This is a genomic window from Rhodococcus sp. JS3073 (assembly GCF_026810085.1).
In the GTDB taxonomy this organism is placed as follows: Bacteria; Actinomycetota; Actinomycetes; order Mycobacteriales; family Mycobacteriaceae; genus Rhodococcus_F; species Rhodococcus_F wratislaviensis.
In genome coordinates this window covers 6,688,976-6,709,567 of the sequence record NZ_CP113951.1, presented here as the reverse complement: position 1 = coordinate 6,709,567, position 20,592 = coordinate 6,688,976, and the positions used below count along the sequence as shown (strand labels likewise).

The following is a 20,592-nucleotide window of genomic DNA, read 5'->3' as shown; positions in this document are numbered from 1 at the left end:
TGTTCCGGTACCTCCAATCTAGCGGCTCCGCCGCCCGTGAGTGCTTGACGAGTCCCTGGACTCGCTACGCACTCACGGGCGAAGCCTGGGCGGCGGCGCACCGTGCGGCAGGGACGGCCCGACAGCCGTGAGTGAGCCTGCGGCACGCCCCTTCCCCCAGCCGAGCTTCTCGCGGTACCGGCCGATGTGGTCCGCCGGGATGTCCTGCCCGTCGGCGAGCGGCGTGGACTGCGGGTCCACGTAGAGCGCGTCGACCGGGCAGTACGCCTCGCACATGAAGCACGTCTGGCAGTCCGATTGCCGGGCGATCACGGGGATCCCGGCGTCGGTGCGGTCGAAGACGTTGGTGGGACACGCGTCGACGCACTTGTCGCAGCCGATGCACGCGTCGGCCAGCAGCACCTCGATCACGAGGCCACCCGCAACAGCCCGCTGTGCGTCGCAGCGGTCGCAGTCCACACGTCGTCCAGCCCACCGGTGAGCACGTGGTGGTGCTGCGCGGGGTCGAGGTCGGGGTAGTCGGCGCGCTTGCTCATTCCGCGGGTTTCCGTCCGCGCGAGCGTCGAGTGGTACATCCACCGGCCCACCGCGGTGATCGCCGCGGCCTGACGGGCACGGACCCGCTCGTCGCCGGAGTCGCCGCCGAGGCCCAGCGACAATGCCGTCCACAACGACTCCAACTCGTCGAGTGCACCCTGCACCCGCACGCCGTCGCGCAGGTAGTTCTTCTCGTACGGGATGAGTTCCGCCTGCGCGGCCGCGACGACGGCGGACGCCTCCAGCCCCGACCGTTGCGCCGGCCGCAGACCGGCCCGGCCGGCGGGACGCAGTTCGCCCGCCCGCACCCGACGTTCGGTTCGCGCGAAGCGCGCGGCCCCGGTGCCCGCCCAGGTGCCGGACGACATCGCCCACGCCGAGTTGTGGCTGCCGCCGCCGGTGAAGCCGCCGCAGATGCGTTCGCGGGTGGCGGCGTCGCCGGCGGCGAACAGGCCGGGGACGGACGTGGCGCAGGTGTCGTCGACCACGTCGATGCCGCCGGTCCCGCGCACCGTCCCCTCCGCGAGCATGCTGACCTCGAAGCGGTCGGTGAACGGGTTGATGCCGCGACGGTCGAACTGCAGGAAGAAGTTGGGCTGACCGAGCCGCATCTGGCGCTGCACGTCGTCGTCGGCGCGATCCAGTTGGGCGAACACCGGCTCGGACAGCAACGTTTTCGCGATCACCGAACGCCCCTTGGTGGAGCCGGCGCCCTCGAGGACGCGTCCGTCGGCGTGGAAGAACGTGGCGTAGCCGTAGTAGGCGGTCTTGGTGATGGTGGAGTTGGCGGGGACGATCGCGTACGCGTTGGAGAATTCCATGCCGGAGAACGTGGCGCCCACCTCGGCGGCCATCAGCGCGCCGTCGCCGGTGTCGACGTTGGTGCCCAGTGCGCGGGACAGGAACGCGCAACCGCCGCTCGCGATCACGACGGCGCCGGCGGTGATCCGGTAGTCGCGGTCGTCCTGGCGCTGGTAGCCCGCCGCACCGCGCACCTGGCCGTCGGTGTCGACGAGCAGTTCGAGGGCCGGCGAGTGGTCGAGAATCCGGACGCCCGCCTTCTTGACCCACGCCCGCATCCGTCGCATGTATTCGGGCCCTTGGAGTCCGGTGCGGATCTGCCTGCCGGTGTCGGGGTCGACGGGGAACGGGTACCGGCCCTCCTCGGCGAGGAGATCCATGTTCGCGTACGTCTGGTCGAGGACGCGGTCCATCCAGTGGTGGTCGGCGAGATGGCCGCCGAGCGTTTCGCGGCTGGCCTTGGCCTTCGCCCGCGCGGTCGGGTCGGGGTCGACGTACCAGACGCCGGTGCCCGAAGGCGCGGTGGCGCCGCTGGTTCCGCAGTACCCCTTGTCGACGAGGACGACGTCCGCCCCGGATTGCCGTGCGCGCAGCGCGGCCCACGTTCCGGCGGGGCCGCCGCCGATGACGAGGACATCGGTGCTCAGGTCGAGAAGTTCGGTCATGAAGGGCGCTCCTGTCGAGGCGGAACAACTGCCCTTCAACGCTTCCGCACATCGGCCCGTGCCGCCATCGTCAGAATCAGCGTGAACCGAATCGCCCGTGCGCGGTTAACGAGTCCAGGGACTCGCTAACCGCGCACGGGCGCTACGCGCCTTTGCTGTAATCGACGCTCAGCCAGTGCTCCGGCCGCATGCGGATGACGATCGCGCTGTCGTCGTACGCCTCCTCCACGAAACTGTCGACCTCCTCGGCGGGGAGGTAGCGGGCGGCGAGTCCGCGGACGACGTCGGCGGTGGGTGATTCGTCGAACTCCGCCGGACCTTCGACGCTGACATACCGGTACGGCGGCTTCTCGTCCTGGGCGACGAGGCTGAAGCGGCCGGCGGCGCGGATCAGCCGCTCTTTCATCGACCCGCGACCGGTCCAGACGTACACGTGGCCGCCGGGTTCGTAGCCGTACCAGATGGGCACGGCGAGCGGTGCCCGCCCGTCGCGGTCGACGGCGATCACCCCCACGTGCACGTCGGCGAGGAACTTCTCGCGCTGTTCACTGGTCATCGACAACTGCGACATGTCAGTCTCCGCTCTGGTGTTCGGGTTTCGACGGTGGTGCGGGGTCGAGCAGCTGGGCGAGGTGTTGCGACGATCGGGACGGGTCGAGCTGCCGTACCTGCATGTGGCAGCTGAATCCGTCGGTCAGCACGACTGCGTCTTCGGGACTGTCGCGCAGTGCGGGGGCGAGTGCCTGTTCCGCCACCTGCATGCTGAGGTCGTAGTGGTCGGCCTCGAACCCGAAGTTTCCTGCGACGCCGCAGCATCCGGTGGCCTCGCGGACGCGTTCGACGCCGACCGCCTGCAGGGCCTTCCGCTGACCGGCCGCGCCGAACACGGCGTATTCGTGGCAGTGGGTTTGCACGGTGACGTCCTCGGGCAGCGCCACGCTCGGGGTCCAGCCTGCCTGGGTCCGTTCGAGGACGGCGCCCGCGAAGCTCTGGACGCGGGCGGCGACGCGTCGTGCGGCGTCGGTGTGGACGAGTTCGGGCAGGTCCTTGCGGAACGCAGCGGCGCAACTCGGTTCGAGGACGACGATGGGGCGGTCGGTGCCGTCGTCGAGGAGTTCGGCCGCCCTGGCGAGGGTCTTCTTGGCCTGCTTCAGCTGTCCGGTGGAGATCCAGGTGAGCCCGCAGCAGACGTCGCTGCGGCACTGGGAGCTCAGGCCCGCCTCGGCGAGTACCCGCGACGCGGCGCCGACCACCTCGGGGCGGAACCCGCGGGTGAACGTGTCGGCGAGCATCACGACATCCGCCGTGCCGTTCTGCGACGTCTCCCCGACCTCGCGGCGGATCTGCTTGCGGGACGCGAACTCCGGCATCGACCGGTGCGGGGTGAGACCACCCAGTTTGGCCGCGACCTTCGCCAGCCGGCCTGCGGTCAGCCGATTCACCACGGGGGCGGACCGTTCGGCGATCTTCAGCCACACCGGCAGCCAGCCGAGGGAGTAGTGCGACAGCGGACGCACCCGGCCGCGGTAGTGGTGGTCGAGGAATTCGGACTTGTACGTGGCCATGTCGACGCCCACCGGGCAGTCGGTGGAGCACGCCTTGCAGGACAGGCAGAGGTCGAGGGATTCCTTGACGTCCTCGGAGCGCCATCCGTCGGCGACGGTCGGCGAGTTGCGGACCATCTCCTGCAGGGCGCGGGCCCGGCCGCGGGTGGAGTCCTTCTCGTCGCCGGTCGCGCGGAAGCTGGGGCACATCACGCCACCCGTCGACGCGCGGCAGCGGCCCACCCCGATGCACCCCTGGACGGCGTGGACGAACGGCGCGACGGGGACGTCGCTGGTGGGGGTGAGATCGAATGTGGTCTGCCACGCCCGCGGGTTCACGCCGTCGAGGGCCAGGCTGCCCAGCAGCGGTTCGGGGGCGACGATGCTGCCCGGGTTCAGCACGGCCGCCGGATCCCAGAGTCGTTTGAACGTCGCGAACGCCGCCATCATAGTGGGGGTGTACATGATCGGCAGCAGCGCCGACCGCGCGCGACCGTCGCCGTGCTCCCCCGACATCGATCCCCCGAATCGCACGCACAGTTCGGCGGCGCGGTGGATGAACCGCGACATCACGTCCCGGCCCGCCTCGGTGCGCTGGTCGAAGTTGATGCGGATGTGCATGCAGCCGGCGCCGAAGTGCCCGTACATGACGCCGGTGAGGCCGAATTCGGCGAGCAGGGCCTTGATGTCGACGAGATAGTCGGCGAGCTGGTCGGGTGCGACGGCGGAATCCTCCCAGCCCGTCCAGGATTCGCCGCCCTCGACGAGTCGGGCGGACAGTCCGGCGCCGTCCTCGCGGACCCGCCACAGCGACGCGCGTTCCGCCGGGTCCCCGACCACCCGCGAGTCGACGAGCCGTCCGGCGGCCCGCAGTTTCGAGACCAGTTCGGCCCCGCGCAGTTTCACTTCGGCGAGATCCTCGCCGTCGAGGTCTACGTACAGCCAGGCCTCGCCGTCGGGCAGCCCGACGACGGAGTCGGCGCCGCGCAGGTGTCGCATGGTGTCGACGATCGCCGAGTCGATGCCCTCGATCGCGGCGGGCGAGTACTCGAGGATCAGTGCGTTGTCGCGGGCCGCATCCACGAGGTCGCGGTATCCGAGGCACAGCAGCATCGCGGCGGGCGGCACCGGCACCAGCGCGACGGTCGCGGCCACGATCACCGCGCACGTCCCCTCGCTTCCCACCAGGGCGCGGGCCACGTCGAAGCCGTTCTCGGGCAACAGGTTCGCCAGGTGGAAGCCGGACACCTGCCGCGGGATCCGGCCGAGCTCGAGACGGAAGTCGCCGAGATGGTCCTGCGTCAGCGCGTCGAGTCCGGCGGCGATCCGCTCGGCCTCGCTCACCGCAGAGGAGTCTTCCGGATCGGTGGCCCGCAGCCCGTCGCGGGCGGCGGTCAGCCGGTGCCCGTCCGCCGTCACCAGATCGAGTGCGACGACGTGATCGGACGTGCGGCCGTACCGCACGGAGTGGTTGCCGCAGGCGTCGTTGCCGATCGCACCGCCGACGGTCGCGCGGGACTTGCTGGACGGGTCGGGCGCGAACGTGAACGCGCCGTCCGTCGCCAGTTGCACATCCCTCTGCAGGTCCGTGAGGACGATCCCGGGTTCGACGACGGCGGTTCGAGCGGACGCGTCCACGGCCCGCACCTGATTCATGTGCCGGGAGAAGTCGAGTACCACTCCCCTGCCGATCGCGTTGCCGGCGAGTGACGTGCCGCCGCCGCGGCTGGTGATGGGGATGCCGCGGTCGGTGCAGGCCCGGACGATCGCCACCACGTCGCCGGCGCTGCGGGGAAACGCGACGGCCAGCGGCGGCACCCGGTAATTGGAGGCGTCGAACGAGTATTCGGCGCGCCGTCGCGATCCGGTGTCGAGGTCGATGCCCAGCTCGGCGAGCTCGGCGTGCAGGTCGGCCGCGGGGCGTGTCAGCTCAGCCACGCGTCGATCTGTCCCGTCTCGTCGGAGTCAGCTACCGGAATTCTCGTCAGCGGGGCCATGGCTACATGGTCGAGCCGCTCCCGAAGATTGTCAACAATCCTCTCGGTGAGCCGGGTACGGTTCGGAGGGGTGAGCGTCGTGCGAACGCCGTCACCCGCCCGGCGACTGTTGGCTGTGCGGGTCGGAGCCACGGCCTGGGTGCTCATCGCCCTGTATTTCCTCGCGGAGGTCGTGACCGCGCGCGCCTGGCCGCGGCCGTACGAGGTGCGGACCAATTCGGTCAGCAATCTGGGGGTCACGGGCTGCGACGGCTCCGCGGCCCAGATCGCGGCCGCCCGGCTCTGCTCACCGCTGCACGCGGTGATCAACAGCGCATTCGTGATGACCGGGGTGCTCATTCTCGCCGGAGCCGTGGGCCTGCGTGAGTTCCTGCCACCGGGCCGCCTGCGCCGGGCCGCGTTGACGTTGCTCTGTCTGGCGGCCGTGAGTGCGGCGCTGACAGGCGTCGTTCCGATCAATGTGGACGCCCACCTGCACCAGCTGGTCGCGGCCCCGACGTTCGTTGCCCGCAACGCCGCCATGTTCGTCATCGCGATCGCGCTCTACGAGCGTTGGCGCATCTTCGCGCTCTGGACCGGTGTGTGCTGCCTCGTCGGTGTCGTCGGAATGGTGGCGATCCTCCTCCCCGGCGAACCGTTCGGCATCACCGAACGCCTGGCCCTGTACCCGTTCACGGTGTGGGTCGTGACAGCCGGTGTCGCGGCGCTCCGCACCCGTGCGCCGTTCCGGTCGCCCTGACTACCAAAAAGGCGCACGGGCCGCCGAAGGCGCACCATGGAGTGATGTCCACAGCTCTCACGCACGCCGCCGACACTCAGCAGTTCGCGGAGAACGGCCGCATCTCGATCGAACCCAATCACAAGCGCATCCGGGTGTTCTTCGGCGGTCAGGTGGTCGCCGACACCACCCGTTCGGTGTACCTGTTCGAGAAGGGGCACCTGCCCGTCTATTACATTCCCCGCGACGACGTGAACTTCGACTTCCTCGAGCCGGTCGACGCGACCACGACCTGCCCGTGGAAGGGCAAGGCCCGGTACTGGGACCTCGTCGTCGGCGACCGTCGCGCGGAGCAATCCGTGTGGGGTTACGACGTGAAACTGGACGATTCCCTCGACCTCAGCCCGTACGTCGCGTTCTATTGGCACAGGATGGACGCCTGGTACGAGGAGGATCAGCAGGTGTTCGTCCATGCCCGCGACCCGTATGTCCGCGTCGACGTGCTGCCGTCGTCCCGGCACGTCGAGGTGTTCATCGGCGACACGCTCGTCGCCGACACCGTCCGCCCGCGACTGCTGTTCGAGACGTCACTGCCGGTGCGCTACTACGTTCCCCGCATCGACGTGCGGTCCGAGTTCTTCACCGCCTCCGACACCAGGACGTCCTGCCCGTACAAGGGGACGGCGTCGTATCTGTCGTTCACCGGCGCGGACGGGTCCGAGCCCGTCGAGGACGCCGCCTGGTTCTACCCGTTCACCACCGCGGAGGCGTCGGGCATCGACGACCACGTGTCGTTCTACCCCGACCGCGTGCGGATCGTGGTGGACGGCACGACGGTGGAGAACTGAGGTCAGTCGCGAGGGGGCAGCGGGGGTAGTTCCAGATTGTCGCGGAACGTGCCGCCCACGTAGTCGTCGCCGACGATTCCGCGACGCCGCAGTTCGGGGAGCAGCCCGTTGACGACGAAGTCCCGGGTCCGCGCCTCGGCGAGCCCGCCGAGGGAGATGACGTCGAGGACACCGGCGGCGTAGCGTTCCTGGACGGCGTCGGCGAGTTGTTCGGGTGTTCCCGCGACCGCCCAGTGGCCGGTGTCCTCGACGTCATCTCCCTCGGCGGGCTCGCCCGGACGCGGCGAGCCGGCTGAAGATTTCGACCCGACCGCGACGGCGGTTCACCGACCGGACGTCGGGCAGGACGTCGGCCGGGATCGGCTTGTCGAGCGGCAGCCCGGACAGGTCGATGCCGCCACCGAGCATGTCTTCCAGCCGAATCCGCCCGGCGTCGAGGTCCGTGGCCTCCTCCTGTTCCCGGACCAGCCGTCGCACTTCGTCCTCGGACGCCCCGTAGGTGGCGTGGAACGAACTCATGATGAGCGGCGGCCCGTCGGCGCGGCCCAGGTCGGCGGCCCGCGCCCGGATGCTCTTGGTGTAGGTGACGGCGTCTTCGAGGGTGGGCAGTGATGTGAACACGACCTCCGCGAAGCGGGCGCCGAGTTCGACGCCGGCCGCGGATTGGCCGGCCTGGAATTGCACGGGACGACGCTGAGGCAGCGGCGGGATGTTCAACGGGCCCTTCACCGTGAAGTAGGTGCCCGCGTGGTCGATCGGCCGCACTCGATCGGCGTCGAGCGTGGTTCCTCCGGCCCCGTCGGACGTGAGTGCGCCGGGCTGCCAGCTGTCGAACAGCGCATTGATCACTTCGAGCGATTCGGTGGCGCGGGCGTAGCGTTCCTCGGGGCTCGGCAGGTCCCGGTCGCTGTAGTTCTCCTCGCCGAGTGAGGACGTGACGGCGTTCCAGGCGGCGCGACCGTTGCTGACGTGGTCGAGGGTGCCGAACAGCCGCGCGAGGTTGTAGGGATGGTGGAATGTGGTGGTCACCGTCGCGATCAGCCCGACATGCGACGTCACGGCGCTGAGTGCCGACAGGAAGATCAGCGGTTCCTGCGCGCCGATTGCGCCCTGCGCCCCGAAACTGAGCAGGTCGGCGGCGAACAGCGCGTCGAACTTGTTCGCCTCGGCGATCTTCGCGATCTCGATCGACGATTCGACGGTCGACTGCTGCGGATCGATTGCGGCGGCATAGGTGCTCACGGCGCCGCTGACTCCCGTGACCGTCTTCAGCGGCCGGCGACGTGGGGTGCTCATCGTCGAAGCCTAGGAACGACGGCGCGGTCGGCCCACGGTTTCGATCAGGCGGATTCTGACCGCCCACGGGATGTTCCGGTTACCGTCGGGTGTGCTGTTCTCGCAGATCGTCGCGACGTCCCGGGACGTGGGGGCCACGCGGTCGCGCAAGGTGAAGGTCGGGGCGCTGCGTGAGGTGCTCACCCAGCTGGAGCCGGCCGAGGTGGAACCGGTGGTGGCGTGGCTGTCCGGGGAGCTTCGGCAGGGCCGGATCGGGATCGGCTGGCGGACGATCGCCGACATCCCTGCCACCCCGGCCGATGTCCCGTCCGTGACGGTGTCGGAACTCGACGGGACCGTCACCGCCGTTGCCGGGATCTCCGGCTCCGGATCCGCCGCCCGCCGCCGTGAACTGCTCGCCGACCTCTTCGCCCGCACCACCGCCGACGAGCGGGACTTCCTGCTGCGACTGCTCACCGGCGACCTCCGGCAGGGTGCGCTCGAGGGGGTGATGACGGACGCGATCGCGGCGGCCGCCGACCTTCCCGTCGAACCGGTGCGCCGGGCGTTCATGCTGTCGGGACGCCTGCCCGCGACCGCGGTCGCCGCGTTCGACGGCGGGGTCGATGCCCTCACCGCGTTCCGGCTGGAGGTGGGTCGTCCGGTCCGGCCCATGCTGGCCTCCCCCGCCGAATCACTCACCGACGCGTGGACCGAACTGGGCGGCGACGTCAGCGTCGAATACAAACTCGACGGCGCGCGGATCCAGGTGCACCGCAACGGCGACGAGGTGCGCATCTTCACCCGCACCCTGCGTGAGATCACCGGCAGCGTGCCGGAACTCGTCGAACTCGTCGCCGGCCTGCCCTGCACGTCGGCGGTGTTCGACGGGGAGACGCTGGCGCTCACCGACAGCGGCCGCCCCCGACCGTTCCAGGAGACGATGAGCCGCTTCGGCGCCGAGTCCGCCCGCGACCTGCTGCTGCACCCCTACTTCTTCGACTGCCTGCACCTCGACGGCGTCGACCTTCTCGATGCGCCGTTGGAGCAGCGGCTGGACGCCCTGGAACGCGTTGCCCCGCGACACCGCATCCCCGGACTCATCCGACCCGACAGCGACGGCGCGGCAACCCATTTCGACGACGCCCTAGCCGCCGGCCACGAAGGGGTGATGGTCAAGTCGCTCACCGCGCCGTATGCGGCGGGACGACGCGGCCGCGCCTGGCAGAAGGTGAAACCGGAGCACACACTCGACCTGGTGGTGCTCGGCGCCGAATGGGGTTACGGGCGGCGCACCGGCTACCTGTCCAACCTGCACCTCGGGGCGCGCGACCCGGACGGCGGCGAACCGATCATGGTGGGCAAGACGTTCAAGGGCCTCACCGACGCGCTACTGCAGTGGCAGACGGACGAATTCCCGCGCCACGAACGCAGCCGCGACGATCACACCGTGTACCTGCACCCCGACCTGGTCGTGGAGATCGAACTCGACGGCGTCCAGGTCAGCACGCGTTACCCCGGCGGCCTCGCGCTGCGGTTCGCGCGGGTCCTGCGCTACCGCCCCGACAAGACGGCCGCCGACGCCGACACCATCGACGCCGTGCGGGCGCTGCTGCCGGGCTGACGACGCCTGCTCGACCTGCGGGGCGAACGTGTGCACGGTAACCTCCCCGGCACAAGTAGGACGCCGCGCTGTGAGGGGGTCGGCTGATGACGTTCGTTTCCCGCTTCGTGCCCTCGTGCGCCGCCCCGGCGGTGACGTTCGTCGAGGGCACGTTCAGCAAAGTTGCCTCGGCCGCCGAGGGACCGGTCCGCGTCGCGGTGTGCGCCGTGACCGTGCCGATCGAGGTCGCGAAGACGTCGTTCCACATCCTGCGGCTCACCGAGGAACTGCTCGAGGAGGTCGTCTTCCTGCTGCGGACGATGCGCCCGGTGGTCGAGGCGGTGAGCACCACCCAGCAGTCCGATAATTTCGACACGGTCTTCCGGACCCTCGAACAGATCCAGCAGTCGGCCGACGCGATTGCCCGCACCCCGATCGGTGTCGTCCGGAGCGTGTTCGCGCCGGCCCGTCCGTCCCCCGAGCAGGTCGACCATCACCCCACCATCATCGACGCCGAGCCGCCGCCGCCCTCGGGTCTGGTGGTCCGGATCGCGTCCGTCACCGTGACGGCCCCGAGCATCACGTTCGGCAGGCCGAATCGCTGACAGCGGTCAACGTCCGGGGAAGAAGTCCGCGCTCTGCACGTAGTCCATTGCGGCGGTGAAGGCCGGGTCGCTCAGGCGCCTGGTCATTTCCGCCTCGTCGACGTCCTCGATGTGGGTCTGGACCCACCAGAGGTTGCCGAACGGGTCGCGGACGCGGCCGACGACGTCGCCCCAGAACAGGTGCGTCGCCTGTGTGACCAGAGTGCCGCCGGCGGCGACGGCCTGCGCGAGCACGGCCTCCGCGTCCTCGACGTACAGGCGGAGGAACCCGGGCGTCGGCGGCCAGTCGGGTCGCGCGTCGAACATCATCACCACGGCGTTCCCGATCCTCACCTCCGCGTGCCCGATGGTGCCGTCCTCGCCCACCATCCGGCCGAGTTCCTCGCCGTCGAACGCCGCCTTCACGTAGTCGATCAGCGCGGCGGTGTCGCGGGAGATGATCCACGGCGTGACGGTGGTGTAGCCCTCGGGAATCGGATCGACGGTCATGCGGTCCTCCTGCATCGGCGAATCAGATGCACCCACCCTAAAACCGATAGCGGTCAGCTTTGGTCCGCATTTGATCACCCGGATACGCTCGTATCGTGTCCGAACACATCCTCGTCACCGGCGGATCCCGCGGCATCGGCGCCGCAGTGGTGCGCCTCGCCGTCCATCGCGGCTATGAGGTGACGTTCACCTTCCAGAACGACGACGAGGCCGCCGAGCAACTCGTCCATCACTGCGGTGTCCGCGCGACCGCGGTGCGGGCAGACGTGCGCGACGAGGATGAGGCCGTCGCCGTCGTCGATGCGGCCGACCAACGCGGTCAGCTGGTCGCCTTGGTCAACAACGCGGGGACCACCGGCCCGCTCGGCACGTTCCTCACCACCCCGGACGCCATGGTGCGGGAGGTGTTCGACGTCAACGTCTTCGGGGCGATGGCCTACGCCCGCGCGGCGGCCGAGCACTGGGTCCGGCAGGGACGCCCCGGCGTCATCGTCAATCTCAGCTCGATCGCGGCCCGCACCGGCGCCCCGGGCGAATACGTCGGGTATGCGGCCTCCAAGGCGGCCGTGGACAGTTTCACGACGGGACTCGGACGGGAACTGGCGGGCTCGAACATTCGCGTCGTCGGCGTCGCGCCCGGTACGACGGACACCGACATCCACGCCGCTGCCGGCGATCCCGGACGACCCGGACGAGTGGCCGGGAAGGTGCCACTCGGCCGGGTCGCGGAACCCGAGGAGATCGCGGAAGCGGTGCTGTGGGCCCTGTCGCACCAGGCGTCCTACGTCACCGCCACGACCATCGACGTCGCCGGGGGTCTGTGACTACCGCGGTTTTGCGCCGCACCTCGGGACGAGCATCGGCACCCGCCTGCGGTAGCTGCGGTAGTCGTCGCCGAACGTGTCGATCAGGTCGTGCTCCTCGAAACGCACCGCGACCAGGATGAATCCGGTGGTCCCGACGGCGAACAACAGTCGGCCCCAGGTCATCGTCGGCGCCACCCAGAACGCGATGATGAACCCGGAGTACAGCGGGTGACGGATCACCCGGTACAGCACAGGTGTCCGAAAGTGACTGGGCAGAGCCGACTTCCCACTCTGGTTGCGCAGCACCTGGCGCACTCCGAACAGATCGAAGTGGTCGATGGCGAACGTCGCTGCCAGCACGAGGGCCCATCCGCCGAGCGACACGGCGTAGATCACGACGCGGACCCAGTCGGTCTCCACGTCCCAGATCTGGTCGGGTAGCGGACGCCATTGCCACATCAGCAGCGCCAGCGCGGCCGTGGCGAACAGTACGTACGTCGAGCGCTCCATCGGCTGGGGGACGATCCTGGTCCAGCGTTTCTTGAACCAGGGCCTGGCCATCACGGAGTGCTGCATGGCGAAGACCGTCAGCAGCGCCACGTCGATGACCACGGCGACCGCCACGGGGGCGTCAGGTCCGTCGTTGATCGTGTGGGGCACCACGAGGCCCTCGACCCATCCGATCGCGTACAGGAACACGATCAGGAACGTGACGTACACGAGCGTTCCGTACACGGTGATCAGTGTTCGGGCGACACCACCTGTGCGGTGTGCCTGCGGTGATTCGACCATCTCGGCCATGCTGTTCTCTCCGATCGCTGGGATTCCCCCGCTGCACCGAAGTCTCCGATCGGGTGGGCGGCGCAACAAGGAACCCTGGGGTGGGACTCGCGGCACCCCGCGACCGTGTCGGATCGGTTGACTAACCTGTGGGCATGCTGCCCGGGGAGTTCCGCCATCTCGACGTGACGTCGATCAAGGCGGTCCTCGGCACCACCACGTACAGCCGCGGCGAGCTGTACGCCAAGGAACACCACGTCGTGGACCTACAGTGGGATCCGGCGGTCAAGGAGCTGTGGGGCGCGGTGGCGGGCACCGCCCCGGAGCCGTACACCGCGTCGGCGTTCGTCGCGTCCGTCCCTGGCCGCACCGTGTACCGGTACGGCGTGTGCACGTGTCCGGTCGGCATGAACTGCAAGCACGTCGCCGCCCTGCTGATCACCGCGATGAAACAGGCGAGGACCGAGGCCCAGGCGCCGGTCGCACCCACCTGGGAACGCTCGCTCGGTTCCTTGCTCACCGCCGAACCCTTCGGCGACTCCGGCGGGCGTTCTCCGCTCGCCATCCAGTTCCGGGTCCAGGCGTCGGCCGCCGACGCGGCACCTCAGTTGCTGGTGCGGCCCGTCCAGCCGGGCAGCAAGGGCTGGATCGTCGGCGGGCTGGCGTGGAACAAGCTGGGCAGCCAGTTCCAGCATCCCGCTGAGCAGATCCGGGTACTGCACGAGATCCACCTGCTGTCCGTCGGGGGTCTGACCTACCGCCGCCAGAACCACACCGATCTCGACCTCGGCGTCTTTCCCAGCCGCCAGCTGTGGTCGCTACTCGACGAGGCGGCCCGGGTCGGTGTGGAGCTCATCCACTCCTCCAAGCGTCTGGGCGCACTCGCCCCCTACCGCTCGGCCGAAGTCTGCCTCGACGCCACCCGCGACGACACCACCGACGCACTCGTCGTGCGGCCGGTGGTCCGCGTCGACGGCGTGCCTGTGGACGCAACGCTGATCGGTTTCATCGGCGTCCGCGCTCACGGCCTGTTCTACGTCGACGCGGACGAGCGCATTCACCTCGCGCGCCTCGACTCCGTCGTGCCCGGACCGTTGCAGGATCTGGTGCGCCGCCGCACGCCCATCGAGGTTCCCTCCGCCGAGGAGTCCCGTTTCCTGACGGACTTCCTGCCGAAGTTGCGCAACCTGGCCACGGTGATCTCCTCGGACGGCTCGTTCGTCCCACCCGAGATCTCGGCTCCGACCCTGGTGATGCGGGCGTCGTATCTCCCCGACCACGAGGTCACCGTCGACTGGGAATGGTTGTACACCGTCGGCGACGACGAGCACCGTGCGCCGCTGACGGCCCGGACCACCGGCGACGAGTACCGGGACGACGCCCGCGAACGCGCACTGCTCGACGAACTCGACATCGCCTGGGACAGATACGGGTTGGGGTCGGCCGGTCCCGAAGCGACGGCGTTGCGCGGACTCGACACGATGCGGTTCACCACCGAGGTCCTGCCGCTGCTCCACGGCAAGTCGGACGTGTCGGTCGACGTCCTGGGCGAGCCGGCCGACTACCGGGAGGCCGGCGATTCCCTGGCCATCGGGGTGTCGGTCACCGCATCCGAGGGCGGCACCGACTGGTTCGATCTCGGCGTCACCCTCACCGTGGAGGGCCGGGATGTTCCGTTCGACCAGGTCTTTTCGGCGCTGGCCGTGGGGAAGACCGAGTTGCTGCTGCCCGACGGCGCCTACTTCTCCCTCGACAAACCCGAACTCCACACGCTGCGCAAGCTCATCGACGAGGCGCGGGCACTCCGCGACCGCGCCGACGGGACGTTGCGCCTGAGCCGTTTCCAGGCGAGTCTGTGGGACGAGTTCGCCGCGCTCGGCACCGTCGAACGTCAGGCGACGCAGTGGCGGCAGCAGGTGGACGGCCTGATGTCGCCGACCACCGCCGGGCCCGTGGACGTCCCCAGCACGCTCGACGCCCGGCTGCGCCCGTACCAGCTGGAGGGGTTCCGCTGGCTGGCCTTCCTGTGGGAGCACGGGCTCGGCGGCATCCTCGCCGACGACATGGGGCTCGGCAAGACGCTGCAGGCGCTGGCACTGATCTGCCATGCGCGGCAGTCGAATCCGGACGCGCCGCCGTTCCTCATCGTCGCCCCCACGAGTGTCGTATCGAACTGGGAGTCCGAATCTGCCCGCTTCGCCCCGGGCGCGAACGTCGTCGCGATCTCCGACACCCGCTCGCGCAGGCGCGTTCCCCTGGGCGAACTGGTCGAGGGCGCCGACATCGTCGTCACGTCGTACACCCTGTTCCGCCTGGAGTTCGAGGCCTATGCGGAGGCCGCGTGGTCGGGGCTGATCCTCGACGAGGCGCAGTTCACCAAGAACCATCAGTCCAAGATCTACCAGTGCGTCCGCCGGCTCGAGACGCCGTTCAAGCTCGCGATCACCGGCACGCCGATGGAGAACAACCTGATGGAGCTGTGGTCGCTGCTGTCGATCACCGCCCCCGGACTGTTCCCGAACCCGGCCCGGTTTACCGACTACTACCGCAAGCCGATCGAGAAGCAGGGCGACACCGAGCTTCTGGCGCAGCTGCGCCGCCGGGTGAAACCGCTGATGCTGCGGCGCACCAAAGAACAAGTGGTGAAGGATCTTCCGGCCAAGCAGGAGCAGGTACTCGACGTCGAACTGCACCCGCGGCACCGCAAGGTCTACGACACCCACCTGCAGCGTGAGCGGCAGAAGATCCTCGGCCTGCTCGCCGACGTCGACAAGAACCGCTTCACGATCCTGCAGTCGCTGACCCTGCTGCGGCAGCTGAGCCTCGACGCCGGTCTGGTGGACGCCGAGTACCACGACATCCCGTCCGCGAAGGTGGATGCCCTGCTCGAGCAGCTCGCCGACGTCGTCGCGGGCGGTCACCGGGCGCTGGTGTTCAGCCAGTTCACCGGGTTCCTCGGCAAGATCCGCGACCGGCTCGCGGACGCCGGCATCGCGCACAGCTATCTCGACGGCAGCACCCGGCGTCGCGGCGACGTGCTCCGCGAGTTCAAGGAGGGCGCCGCCCCGGTGTTCCTGATCAGCCTCAAGGCGGGCGGTTTCGGGCTGAACCTCACGGAGGCCGACTACTGTTTCATCCTCGACCCGTGGTGGAACCCGGCGACGGAGGCTCAGGCCGTGGACCGGGCGCATCGTATCGGGCAGACGCGGAACGTGATGGTGTATCGGCTGATCGCAAAGGACACGATCGAAGACAAGGTGATGGCGCTGAAGGCGAAGAAGTCGGCGCTGTTCGCGAGCGTGATGGACGCCGACTCCCTGCTCAGCTCCAGTCTCGACGCCGACGACCTCCGCGGGTTGTTCGAGTAGTCCCCTGAGAATGCCCGCCCACCGGCATCTGGGTAATGTCCGAGCCGTGCCTCGTTACACGATTGCCCTGCGGAACAACGCCACGCCGGACGCGCCGGCGTCCGTGAGCCGCCATGTGCCGTTCTACTGCGCGCACGAGGCGGCGGGTGCGGCGTGGAAGCGGGCGCTCGACGAGGCGTGCGGCGACCTGCTCGACCCGGTCACGCAGACCGCCGTGGTGAATGTCGTCAGCAACTTCGGACGCGAACTGTTCACTGGCGACGCGGACATCGTCGTCACCCTGGACCGGATCGGCAGCACCTCGCTGACCTTCCTGATCACCATCCACCAGGACGGTGTGCAGGCCGCGGAGCTGACCGTCGTACTCGTGCACCTCGATTCGAGTCGGGTGAACTCCGCGCCGTGGTCGCCGGCGCAGATCGCGGCGCTCGAGGCGCTGAGGAGCGAACTGGCTGCGCCCACAGCAGCAGGGCCTGCACAACAGCGCTGATCCATCCGGACCACCAGCGTGTGCCATCGAACCCTTGTTCAGCACTACAAGCGCGCAACCACCACTAATTCAGCTTGACATCGATGCCACCCGAGAACATCGAGTCGTGCAACTCCAGGTGATCCCCCACAGCACCACTGAGGATGTATGTCAGCGCGCCAGAGACCGTTTGACCGGGATTCAGATCAGCGAACGCCAGGTCAGACGTCCAGTCGAATTCCGGCTCAAACTTCCGACCTTGTTCATCGAAGAGATATTGCGAGGACATCGCAAGCGAATAGGGCCGATCGCTGATGTTTGTAACCGACAGCTGAGCCGTCGTGCCGTCCCACGAGTGCACGACGAATTCGAACTTTCCGTCCCGCACTGGCTTCCCAATGCCCGTTTGCGGAACTGGAGGTGGGGGCGGCGGAAGCGGCGCGACAGTAATCGGTGGTCTTGGGGGAACTGCAGCCTGCGGCGAAGCCTGCACTGGCGGCACAGCCGCGGTCGCCGAAGCAGCTGGAACCAATCGTGGCGTGTGTGTCCGGCTTGAAGTCGAGGCGGCACTCGACTCGTCGTCACCGCCACCCATATTGGCAACTATCAACACGAGAACAACACCAACGGCGAGTATGACTCCAGCTAACCGCAAGTCCCTCTTGCCATTTGGCCGCGAGGTGGGTGCTTTGGTTGGCCGGGGAACAGGATCAGGTTGCGGTGAAGTCGGCCGACGTTGGGGCTGGGATTTCGGCAGAGGCGCCGACAGACCGGATGAGGCATGCGGTCGTCCCGCGGTGTGGGCAGTCCACGTGACACCGTCCCAATAGCGCTGTTTTCGATGATCCCATGGATCGGGATACCACCCTGGCTGCGTTCCCATGGAGAAGGTTTACCAGACAATTTGGACATCTGAGCACGCATCGGCGAATCTGCCTCGAATGCCGCATTCCCCCTACTTAAGCATCGCGCGGCGCACTCGTCCCTTCGAAGTTTCAACCAGTCCTGATCTGGGCATTTGATGGACATGAGTATCGAAGACGGGCCCGGTGACACGCTGAGCCCCAGCGAGAGCCTGGACTCCGACGACGTGCGCAACAACGACGGCGACGACGTCGTCGATCCGCCCGACGGGTGGAGTGAGGCCGACAAGTTCGGCACCACGGCGCGCGAGGAGCGGGAGGGTGAATCCCTGGACGAGAAGTTGTCCGAGGAAGAGCCCGACGTGATGCTCGAGGAGCAGAGCGAGGTGTCGTTGGCGGATCTCCCCGACGACCAGCTGACCGAGGACGTCGACCGTGTCATCGACGACGAGGACATCGACATTCCGGTGTTCGGGAACAAGCACGCCGACGTGGTCGAGGGCGTCATCGTGCAGGACTCGCGCACCGACCGGGGGCAGATCGACGGGTCCGCGGAGGACGGCGATTCGTTCTTCACCGTCCTGGACTGACAGGGCCCCCGAAACGGGGCCTACACTGGCACTGATCGCACTCGCGACAGCCACCGAAAGGCCTGACATTACGCAATCCTCCGCTCCGCATGACGTCTACTTCGTACCCCCGGAGCAGGAGACCGCGGACGCCGTCGCCCACGCCTCCGCCGCCGCGGCGTCGAGACTGCGCGACCGCGCCGACGTGGTCCGGTTCAAGGGCCGCTTCGCGCTGCCCATCACGCACACCACCCCGCACGAGGCGATGGTCGAGGACCTGCTGTTCGTCCGCGACGTCCTCGACGGCGCCGGGATCGAGTACCTGCTGGTGCGGGGCAACGACGAACGCCCGGTCATCGCGGTCAACTGGGCGCAGCGCAAGGCGTTGCGGGCGGCCCTGGTCGCCGCGTGTGAGGACCGTCCGTTCTACTCCAAGACCGTCGACGCCAAGGGTCCCGCGGTCCTGGTCTCCGACGGCACCCTGTCCGCGACGTCGAAGGCCCGCATCTTCCGGCTGTTCCGTCCGCGCGTGCACCTGGCCAGCGGCCTGAGTTACGGGGCGTCGACGGGGGTGCAGATCGAGTTGTGGTCGATCAGCGACGACGAGATCGTGCTGCCGATGGAGAACTCCCTGACCCGGCGCGTGGTGCGCTCGGAGGAGGCGGTCCGCGGCACCGTCGAGCGGTTCGGGCGGGTGTGGCCCACCATCGAGAACATGTTCGCCGACCATGCGTCGGACATCAATTTCGACGTCGACCTGGTGTTCTCCTGGGTGGACGGCTCGTCGGCGGAGTTCCAGGCGCAGCGCGCCAAGCGGATGCAGAACTACGTGGTCGGTGAGGGCGACGATTCCGCCGCCCGCTTCCGGCAGATCGACGAGCTCAAGTACGCGCTGCGCTCCGTGCACATGTACGCCCCGTGGATCCGCCGCATCTTCGTGGCCACCGACTCCGACCGTCCGGCGTGGCTCGCCGACGACCCCCGGGTGACGTTCATGCCGAGCGAGGAGTTCTTCGCCGACCCGTCGGTGCTGCCCACCCACAACTCGCAGGCCGTCGAGAGCCAGCTGCACCACATCCCCGGTCTCGCCGAGCATTTCCTGTATTCCAACGACGACATGTTCTTCGGCCGCTCGGTGGGTCCGCAGATGTTCTTCTCCCCCGGCGGCATCACGATGTTCATCGAGGCGACCACCCGAATCGGGCTGGGCCACAACGACGACGAGCGCAGCGGCTTCGAGAACGCGGCCCGCGTCAACCGTCGGCTGCTGCAGGACCGCTTCGGTCTGATGACCACCCGGCACCTCGAACACGCCGCCACCCCGCTCCGCAAGAGCGTGATGGAGGAGATGGAGAAGGAGTTCCCCGACGAGTTCGCCGCCACGGCCGCAAGCACTTTCCGCGCCAGCACCAACATTTCGGTGACGAACTCGCTGTATCACTACTACGCGTTGATGAGTGGTCGCGCGGTGGTGCAGACGGCGGCGCGGGTGAAGTACGTCGACACCACGATGAAGTCGGGGCTCCGCGACATGGACTCGCTGCTCGCGAAGCGGTCGATGGACTTCTTCTGTCTCAACGACGGCAGCGCACCCGAGATCGACCTGGAGTTGCGCACCAAGAAGGTGACGCAGTTCCTGGAGAACTACTTCCCCATCCCGGCACCGTGGGAGACCGGGATCTGATCAGACGGCGGGAAACGCGTCTTCCGGGCGCTCGCCCTCGTCGTAGACCGTTGCGGGAGAACCGATGAGGAGCGGGTCGGGGGTGCCGACCACCCGCGGGTCCTTGCCGGTGTAGTCGAATTTGTGGAGCACCCAGCGGATCGCCTCGATCCGGGCCCGCTTCTTGTCGTTCGATTTCACGACCGTCCACGGCGCCTGCGGGGTGTCGGTGTAGAAGAGCATCGCCTCTTTGGCCTCGGTGTAGGCGTCCCACTTGTCGAGGCTCGCGAGGTCGGTGGGCGACAGCTTCCACTGCTTGACGGGGTCGGTGCTGCGGGACACGAACCGGGCGTGCTGTTCCTCCCGGCCCACCGAGAACCAGAACTTGATGATGTGGATGCCCGACTGCACGAGCATCCGCTCGAACTCCGGCGCAGACCGGGTGAACTCCAGGTACTCGTTGGGGGTGCAGTAGCCCATGACGCGTTCGACGCCGGCCCGGTTGTACCAGGAGCGGTCCATCATCACGATCTCCCCGCCGGCGGGCAGGTGCTGCACGTACCGCTGGAAGTACCACTGGGTGCGTTCGCGTTCGGTGGGCTTCTCCAGCGCCACCACCCGAGCGCCACGAGGGTTGAGGTGTTCGGTGAACCGCTTGATCGCGCCACCCTTGCCGGCCGCGTCCCGGCCCTCGAAGATGATGACGACCTTCTCGCCGTTCTCCTTCACCCACGCCTGGAACTTCAGCAACTCGATCTGCAGTTTGCGCTTGCGGTTCTCGTACTGCCGCCGCGTCATCTTCTCGTCGTACGGGTACCCGTGCCGCCACGGCTCGTCCGTGTCGTCGATGGCGTGTTTGCGGCCGGACTTGCGCAGCAACTCCCCGATCTCGTCTATCTCCGGTGTCACGTCGATCTGACCGGCACGTGCGAGTTCGAAGGCGTCGGGATCGTGCAATTCGTCCACACAGCAAGACTACCGCCGCGGGGCCT

At 68.3% G+C, this 20,592-nt stretch carries 17 protein-coding genes and 2 pseudogenes; 9 read left to right on the top strand and 10 right to left on the bottom strand.

Translation table 11 applies throughout. The features are described 5' to 3' along the window. Window positions 1–72: 72 nt before the first annotated feature. The 4 genes from OYT95_RS30440 to OYT95_RS30425 form a co-directional block, all read right to left on the bottom strand. Window positions 73–411 carry a 4Fe-4S dicluster domain-containing protein gene (locus tag OYT95_RS30440; protein WP_037227092.1) on the bottom strand — a complete coding sequence of 113 codons (339 nt, stop codon included), beginning with the start codon at window positions 409–411 and terminating at the stop codon, window positions 73–75. Further along, on the bottom strand, window positions 408–2,003 hold the full coding sequence (locus OYT95_RS30435) for an FAD-dependent oxidoreductase (RefSeq protein ID WP_268789906.1): 1,596 nt from the start codon (window positions 2,001–2,003) through the stop codon (window positions 408–410). Before OYT95_RS30435 ends, OYT95_RS30440 begins: the two co-directional genes overlap by 4 nt. 142 nt (window positions 2,004–2,145) lie before the next feature. After that, complete coding sequence (locus tag OYT95_RS30430; RefSeq protein ID WP_268789905.1) at window positions 2,146–2,574, bottom strand: pyridoxamine 5'-phosphate oxidase family protein; 429 nt, start codon at window positions 2,572–2,574, stop codon at window positions 2,146–2,148. A 1-nt stretch (window position 2,575) separates the two neighbouring features. After that, window positions 2,576–5,485, bottom strand: a complete 2,910-nt coding sequence (locus OYT95_RS30425; protein WP_268789904.1) for an FAD-binding and (Fe-S)-binding domain-containing protein — start codon at window positions 5,483–5,485, stop codon at window positions 2,576–2,578. 57 nt (window positions 5,486–5,542) lie between these two features. On the opposite strand from OYT95_RS30425, the gene OYT95_RS30420 reads away from it, so the two are divergent. Then, a complete protein-coding gene (locus OYT95_RS30420) occupies window positions 5,543–6,283 on the top strand; it encodes a DUF998 domain-containing protein (protein ID WP_268789903.1) in 741 nt (246 codons plus the stop codon). Between the two features lie 44 nt (window positions 6,284–6,327). Then, window positions 6,328–7,110: a DUF427 domain-containing protein gene (locus OYT95_RS30415; RefSeq protein ID WP_268789902.1), complete on the top strand. Its 783-nt coding sequence runs from the start codon at window positions 6,328–6,330 to the stop codon at window positions 7,108–7,110. A gap of 2 nt (window positions 7,111–7,112) precedes the next feature. On the opposite strand, the pseudogene OYT95_RS30410 reads toward OYT95_RS30415, so the two are convergent. Beyond that, window positions 7,113–8,406, bottom strand: a pseudogene (locus OYT95_RS30410) (NtaA/DmoA family FMN-dependent monooxygenase). Window positions 8,407–8,497: 91 nt separating this feature from the next. Between OYT95_RS30410 and OYT95_RS30405 the strand changes: the two are divergent. Next, complete coding sequence (locus OYT95_RS30405) at window positions 8,498–10,009, top strand: ATP-dependent DNA ligase (protein ID WP_268792293.1); 1,512 nt, start codon at window positions 8,498–8,500, stop codon at window positions 10,007–10,009. Window positions 10,010–10,095: 86 nt separating this feature from the next. After that, the gene (locus tag OYT95_RS30400) at window positions 10,096–10,593 is read left to right on the top strand and encodes a hypothetical protein (RefSeq protein ID WP_268789901.1); all 498 of its coding nucleotides are present in this window, start codon (window positions 10,096–10,098) and stop codon (window positions 10,591–10,593) included. Between the two features lie 6 nt (window positions 10,594–10,599). Here OYT95_RS30400 and OYT95_RS30395 read toward each other — a convergent pair whose 3' ends face one another. Continuing rightward, window positions 10,600–11,082 carry a VOC family protein gene (locus tag OYT95_RS30395; RefSeq protein ID WP_112298892.1) on the bottom strand — a complete coding sequence of 161 codons (483 nt, stop codon included), beginning with the start codon at window positions 11,080–11,082 and terminating at the stop codon, window positions 10,600–10,602. A 95-nt stretch (window positions 11,083–11,177) separates the two neighbouring features. Between OYT95_RS30395 and OYT95_RS30390 the strand changes: the two genes are divergently transcribed. After that, window positions 11,178–11,906 carry an SDR family oxidoreductase gene (locus OYT95_RS30390; protein WP_268789900.1) on the top strand — a complete coding sequence of 243 codons (729 nt, stop codon included), beginning with the start codon at window positions 11,178–11,180 and terminating at the stop codon, window positions 11,904–11,906. Here OYT95_RS30390 and mddA read toward each other — a convergent pair whose 3' ends face one another. Beyond that, window positions 11,907–12,689 carry a methanethiol S-methyltransferase gene (mddA, locus tag OYT95_RS30385; protein WP_268789899.1) on the bottom strand — a complete coding sequence of 261 codons (783 nt, stop codon included), beginning with the start codon at window positions 12,687–12,689 and terminating at the stop codon, window positions 11,907–11,909. A gap of 134 nt (window positions 12,690–12,823) precedes the next feature. On the opposite strand from mddA, the gene OYT95_RS30380 reads away from it, so the two are divergent. Both OYT95_RS30380 and OYT95_RS30375 read left to right on the top strand, forming a co-directional pair. Continuing rightward, window positions 12,824–16,036, top strand: coding sequence for a DEAD/DEAH box helicase (locus OYT95_RS30380; protein WP_268789898.1), 3,213 nt, complete (start codon window positions 12,824–12,826; stop codon window positions 16,034–16,036). Window positions 16,037–16,082: 46 nt separating this feature from the next. After that, window positions 16,083–16,526 (top strand): acyl-CoA thioesterase, encoded by a 444-nt coding sequence (locus OYT95_RS30375; protein ID WP_268789897.1) that lies wholly within the window; start codon window positions 16,083–16,085, stop codon window positions 16,524–16,526. Between the two features lie 64 nt (window positions 16,527–16,590). On the opposite strand, the gene OYT95_RS30370 is transcribed toward OYT95_RS30375, so the two are convergent. Together OYT95_RS30370 and OYT95_RS44740 are read right to left on the bottom strand one after the other, a co-directional pair. Then, window positions 16,591–16,893, bottom strand: a complete 303-nt coding sequence (locus OYT95_RS30370; RefSeq protein ID WP_268789896.1) for a DUF4352 domain-containing protein — start codon at window positions 16,891–16,893, stop codon at window positions 16,591–16,593. A gap of 432 nt (window positions 16,894–17,325) precedes the next feature. Beyond that, a pseudogene (locus OYT95_RS44740) lies at window positions 17,326–17,388 on the bottom strand (hypothetical protein); the annotation flags it as partial. Window positions 17,389–17,526: 138 nt separating this feature from the next. Between OYT95_RS44740 and OYT95_RS30365 the strand changes: the two are divergent. Together OYT95_RS30365 and OYT95_RS30360 are read left to right on the top strand one after the other, a co-directional pair. Next, the gene (locus OYT95_RS30365) at window positions 17,527–17,958 is read left to right on the top strand and encodes a hypothetical protein (protein WP_037226914.1); all 432 of its coding nucleotides are present in this window, start codon (window positions 17,527–17,529) and stop codon (window positions 17,956–17,958) included. 166 nt (window positions 17,959–18,124) lie between these two features. Further along, entirely contained in the window at window positions 18,125–19,621 is a 1,497-nt protein-coding gene (locus OYT95_RS30360) for a stealth family protein (RefSeq protein WP_268792292.1), read from the top strand. Here OYT95_RS30360 and ppk2 read toward each other — a convergent pair whose 3' ends face one another. Then, window positions 19,622–20,566, bottom strand: a complete 945-nt coding sequence (gene ppk2, locus OYT95_RS30355; protein ID WP_009474342.1) for a polyphosphate kinase 2 — start codon at window positions 20,564–20,566, stop codon at window positions 19,622–19,624. Window positions 20,567–20,592: the final 26 nt, after the last annotated feature.

Excerpts from the sequence above, each read along its gene's own strand:
- OYT95_RS30435 (WP_268789906.1), bottom strand. The coding sequence starts at position 2,003 with ATGACCGAACTTCTCGACCTGAGCACCGATGTCCTCGTCATCGGCGGC.
- OYT95_RS30430 (WP_268789905.1), bottom strand. The coding sequence starts at position 2,574 with ATGTCGCAGTTGTCGATGACCAGTGAACAGCGCGAGAAGTTCCTCGCC.
- OYT95_RS30420 (WP_268789903.1), top strand. The coding sequence starts at position 5,543 with ATGGCTACATGGTCGAGCCGCTCCCGAAGATTGTCAACAATCCTCTCG.
- OYT95_RS30415 (WP_268789902.1), top strand. The coding sequence starts at position 6,328 with ATGTCCACAGCTCTCACGCACGCCGCCGACACTCAGCAGTTCGCGGAG.
- OYT95_RS30400 (WP_268789901.1), top strand. The coding sequence starts at position 10,096 with ATGACGTTCGTTTCCCGCTTCGTGCCCTCGTGCGCCGCCCCGGCGGTG.
- OYT95_RS30395 (WP_112298892.1), bottom strand. The coding sequence starts at position 11,082 with ATGACCGTCGATCCGATTCCCGAGGGCTACACCACCGTCACGCCGTGG.
- mddA (WP_268789899.1), bottom strand. The coding sequence starts at position 12,689 with ATGGCCGAGATGGTCGAATCACCGCAGGCACACCGCACAGGTGGTGTC.
- OYT95_RS30380 (WP_268789898.1), top strand. The coding sequence starts at position 12,824 with ATGCTGCCCGGGGAGTTCCGCCATCTCGACGTGACGTCGATCAAGGCG.
- OYT95_RS30365 (WP_037226914.1), top strand. The coding sequence starts at position 17,527 with ATGGACATGAGTATCGAAGACGGGCCCGGTGACACGCTGAGCCCCAGC.